Origin of the sequence: Corynebacterium sp. HMSC061H03 (assembly GCF_001838215.1) — a bacterium.
Taxonomy (GTDB): Bacteria; Actinomycetota; Actinomycetes; order Mycobacteriales; family Mycobacteriaceae; genus Corynebacterium; species Corynebacterium jeikeium_D.
This window is the reverse complement of sequence record NZ_KV836078.1, coordinates 1-4,072: the sequence shown is the minus strand read 5'-3', so window position 1 is coordinate 4,072 and position 4,072 is coordinate 1. Positions and strand designations below refer to the sequence as shown.

4 protein-coding genes and 1 tRNA gene are annotated in these 4,072 nt (G+C 59.3%); 1 reads left to right on the top strand and 4 read right to left on the bottom strand.

What is annotated here, in order from left to right; all coding sequences use genetic code 11:
* Window positions 1-71: 71 nt before the first annotated feature.
* Together HMPREF2787_RS08525 and HMPREF2787_RS08520 are read right to left on the bottom strand one after the other, a co-directional pair.
* Window positions 72-144: transfer RNA gene (locus tag HMPREF2787_RS08525), tRNA-Thr, on the bottom strand.
* Between the two features lie 133 nt (window positions 145-277).
* Entirely contained in the window at window positions 278-1,654 is a 1,377-nt protein-coding gene (locus tag HMPREF2787_RS08520; RefSeq protein WP_070859000.1) for a DNA polymerase III subunit delta', read from the bottom strand.
* Between the two features lie 82 nt (window positions 1,655-1,736).
* Here HMPREF2787_RS08520 and HMPREF2787_RS08515 point away from each other — a divergent pair, with 82 nt between their 5' ends.
* On the top strand, window positions 1,737-3,263 hold the full coding sequence (locus HMPREF2787_RS08515; protein WP_070549776.1) for an adenylate/guanylate cyclase domain-containing protein: 1,527 nt from the start codon (window positions 1,737-1,739) through the stop codon (window positions 3,261-3,263).
* Between the two features lie 49 nt (window positions 3,264-3,312).
* Here the strand turns inward: HMPREF2787_RS08515 and HMPREF2787_RS08510 are convergent, their stop codons facing one another.
* A complete protein-coding gene (locus HMPREF2787_RS08510) occupies window positions 3,313-3,516 on the bottom strand; it encodes a helix-turn-helix domain-containing protein (RefSeq protein ID WP_005511351.1) in 204 nt (67 codons plus the stop codon).
* A partial coding sequence (locus HMPREF2787_RS08505) for a hypothetical protein (protein WP_070858999.1) occupies window positions 3,517-4,072 on the bottom strand: 556 nt, incomplete at its 5' end.

Below are 4,072 nucleotides of genomic sequence, written 5' to 3'. Positions count from 1 at the left end.
CGGAAAAGACACACTTTTCTTTACTTAACCCAAAAAACGGGACCCTTTTCCAAGGATCCCGTTTCAAACCGAGCCGCCTGCGAGAATCGAACTCGCGACCTTCTCATTACGAGTGAGACGCTCTACCGACTGAGCTAAGGCGGCACGCACATCGCGCTGAGCTTTCAAGCAAGCAGAAATAACTCTGCACAAAATGTACAAGCGGTAATACTACTGCACTGCCCCATCGTGACCAAAATGGGGTCTTCAGTCCGCTGAATTGGGCATAGCTGCTGGCTTACCTGCGGCCGACCTGCCCTGCAATCTGCAGTTTGGCCATCAATTCATCCATCAGGACCGTCAGCTTCACTGCAGTCACGAGCATGCCGCGCACCTCGGTGACAGCATCGATGGAGGCCAATATCGCCTCTGGCGGAAGGCGTCGGGCTAGCTCCGTCGCCGTCCGCCGGCGGTCCGGATTAATGAGATAGACGGAGCCATCCCCAAACTCGGAATCAGCGCCGGAATCTGAAACAGAAGCGCCAGAAGCCGACCCAGCACGTTCCGCCCCAAACGCCAGCACCAGGGCGTCGCGGTAAAGCCCCATAATGTCGGTCAACGACAGGTCAATCAGATCTGACTCCGCGCGCCTGCGCCGCCGCTTCTGATTATCCTCCAGCTCCTTGATCACGCCCTTAGAGCCGCGCAGCGCCGCCTGCGCACCCTTGCCAGACGCACCTACACCCAACGAGCGCTCGAGATTCTCCAGCTCCTCAGCCTCTAGCGGCTCCATCCGCCGCTTCACCTCGCCAGCCACTTCGTTGGCTAACTCTCGCGCCGCCAAATACGACTTCGCCGGGTCGAACACGGCCTCTACGAAATCCAGGGCCTTGCCCCGCCAGGCACGCGAGCCCTCATCGGAGACAAAGCCACGCGCACGCCCGATGTGACCGTTGGACACCGTCGCGGCCCAGACCGCTTGCTCATCGGTAAGCTCTGGCCGCTCGGCGCGCAGGAGGTTTGTAACGTCGTCGATATGCGGCGTCGGCACATAGACGTGGCGGCAGCGCGAACGGAGCGTAACGGAGAAATCCTCCGCGTTCGTCGTAGGTGCGCACATGATAATGACCGTGCGCAGCGGCGGCTCTTCCACCACCTTGAGCAGCGCATTTGAGGCGGATTCGTTGAGGCGGTCGGCGTCTTCGATGATTAGCACGCGACAATCCGCCGTTGTGGGCATCTTGTAGGCCCAGGGCCGCAGCTCGTCCCTCACCGTCGCCACGGAAATGATGGTGCCCTCCGGGCGCACAATCTTGATATCGCCATGTGTTCCCGCCAGCGCCGTCCGGCAGCCCTCGCACTCGCCACAACCGGGGTTGTCGTGCCGCGTGCACAGCAGCGCCGCCGCAAACGCCGTCGCCGTCACCGACCGCCCCGACCCCGCAGGTCCCGTGAACAGCCAGGCGTGCGTCATGTCCGAGTCGCGTGGCACATCGCTTAACGACGACCCCGCGTCCCCACCTTCCGGCGAAACCTCCACCCCATCGCCTGCCAGCGGTTGACCATTGGCAAAGCGATAATGCGCAGCGCGCACAGCAGCCTGCAGCCGCTGGCGAACCCCACCGGTTTCGGGCATACGAGAAAACACGCTGCGCTCTGTCATCGGCTCTGTCATGGCCACAACTCTAGCGCGCCCCACGAGACTCTTGTGAGGTAACTACTCCCTGCAATCCGGGGTTGCCACTAAGGTAGTAATCATGCAACGGCTCTGGCGAAATCTGAAATGGCTAAGCGGGACAATGTGGCCTGCTTATGCCTCATTTATCTTCGTCTGCAACCTTGTCGGAGCCATGATTGTCGGCTTGTTCCTCGGCATGCTGTTGCCACTGAACCAAGAAACTCACCTGCCGCGGTTGGCTAATGGGGTCATCTATGCCCTGGCTGGTTACCTGGTTCTGGCAATTATTGCGGGAATCGGCACTACTTGGATCCTGTTCAAGCCGCTGTTGAAATGGCAGCGTCATCCAGAGCTGCACGATCCGCGGCGGGTGCGCTATCTGGTCATGCGCGTGCCTGTCTATCAGGCACTCTTGGGTACCGTCATCTGGTCTCTGGGCGTGATTGTCTTCAGTGGAGTCGCGTTCGCCTATGACAGCAAGATTGGCCTGATGGTGCTGCTCACCTCGGTGCTCGGTGGCGCCATGGTGGCACTGTTGACCTATCTAATTGCGGAGCGCATGGTGCGTCCGGTTGCTGTGGAGGCGCTGGCGCGTAGGGCCCCGGATTCTTCGCTGGAGCCACCGATTGGCCACCGCCTGCGCCAGACGTGGGTGTTGACCAGCGGTGTTCCAGTGGTAGCAATCCTGCTTGTGCTGATAGGTCAGCGCCGTGGTCTATTCACAGATGACGCGGCAGATTTGCTGCCCACCATCACCGCGCTGGCAATTCTGGCTCTGATTACCGGCTATTTCGGCACGATGTTGGCCACTATGTCCATCGTCGACCCGATTCGTGATCTCACGGGTGCGATTAACAAGGTCCGCCAGGGCCAGGTGGATACGCGCGTGCCTATTTACGACGGCTCCGAGATGGGCGTTCTCCAGGCGGGTTTCAATGAAATGATGCGTGGCCTGCAGGAGCGTCAGCGGGTCCGTGACCTCTTCGGCCGCTATGTCGGGTCTGAGGTCGCCCGTAAGGCTCTGGAAGAAAAGCCGACTTTGGGCGGCGAGAATCGCCTCGTCGCGGTGCTGTTTGTGGACGTGATTGGTTCGACCAACTTCGCGGAGAAGAACTCGCCAGAAGTCGTTGTCCGTGAGCTCAATGCCTTCTTCGACCACGTTGTTGACTGTGTGCACCGCAATAAGGGCATTATCAACAAGTTCCAGGGTGACGCGGCTCTGGCTGTCTTCGGCGCTCCCCTGCCCCTCGATGACACTGCTGGGCACGCCCTCACAGCCGCCCGTGAACTGCGCGAGGAACTGCTCGACCTCCAGCTCACCGCGGGTATCGGCGTCTCCGCCGGGCACGTCGTTGCCGGCCACATCGGTGCCCGCGACCGTTTTGAATACACGGTTATTGGTGACGCGGTTAACCAGGCTGCCCGTCTGACCGAGCTGGCCAAGGACACCCCGGGCCGCGTGCTCGCCACAGCTTCCACCATTCGCCTGGCCAACGAGGACGAGCAGGCTCGCTGGACCACCCTGAAGTCCGTGGAGCTGCGCGGCCGTACGCACATGACGCAGCTTGCGCGCCCGGTGCGCCCAACGCTTGCCGACGAAGCTTAGGGCTCGTTGGGCGCCCAGTACCCCTAGACTTCTCAGACGGCGAACACACTTACTCCACCGAGAATAAATCTCCTGGCTGGCAGTCCAAAGCTTCGCACAACATAGTGAGCGTCGTGAATCGCACGGCCTTCGCCCTGTTGTTTTTCAGCACTGAGAGGTTGACCGGAGTGACCCCGACCTGTTCGGAAAGGGCTGCCAACGTCATTCCGCGGCTTTCAAGCAGCTCATCTAAGTGGCACACAACCTTCGCCATTTAAATGAGTCCTTCCTGATCTTCCTGCATTCGCGCAGCTCGGAACAACATAACTCCGAGAGTGGAGATGACTATCATAAGCACAAACCATATTCCCAGGTGCTCATTGAAATCGGCATGATCACGCTGGTACCACGCGCTCAGATTCAGGCCACTTGCGACCCAGTTTTCACCCATATGCTGTAGGAAACTACTTGCCGGATACATCGCTACCAGCCAGGAGATAGCCATAACTCGTCGCGCAGTCTTAACTGTAAAAAACTCGCCCTTCAGGTACGAGAGTGAGAACAACACGCAGAGCACGGCAATCGCGGCGACGATAGCGCATCGAACAACAGTCGCAGCAATAAACAAGGAGAGGACTCCACCACTCATAACCTCGATAGGAACCCCTTTGCCACTTCCCAGCACTTCGGGCAAAAGCAGGGTCAGATCACTGGGGAACTGCTGATGAAGAACCGGATGGCGGAGCTGGAGCAAAATGTAAACCAGTGCAAACACTCCGGCAAAAAGGCTCACGATTACTGAACTGGCCCCCGAAAGTTGGACTGGTTTA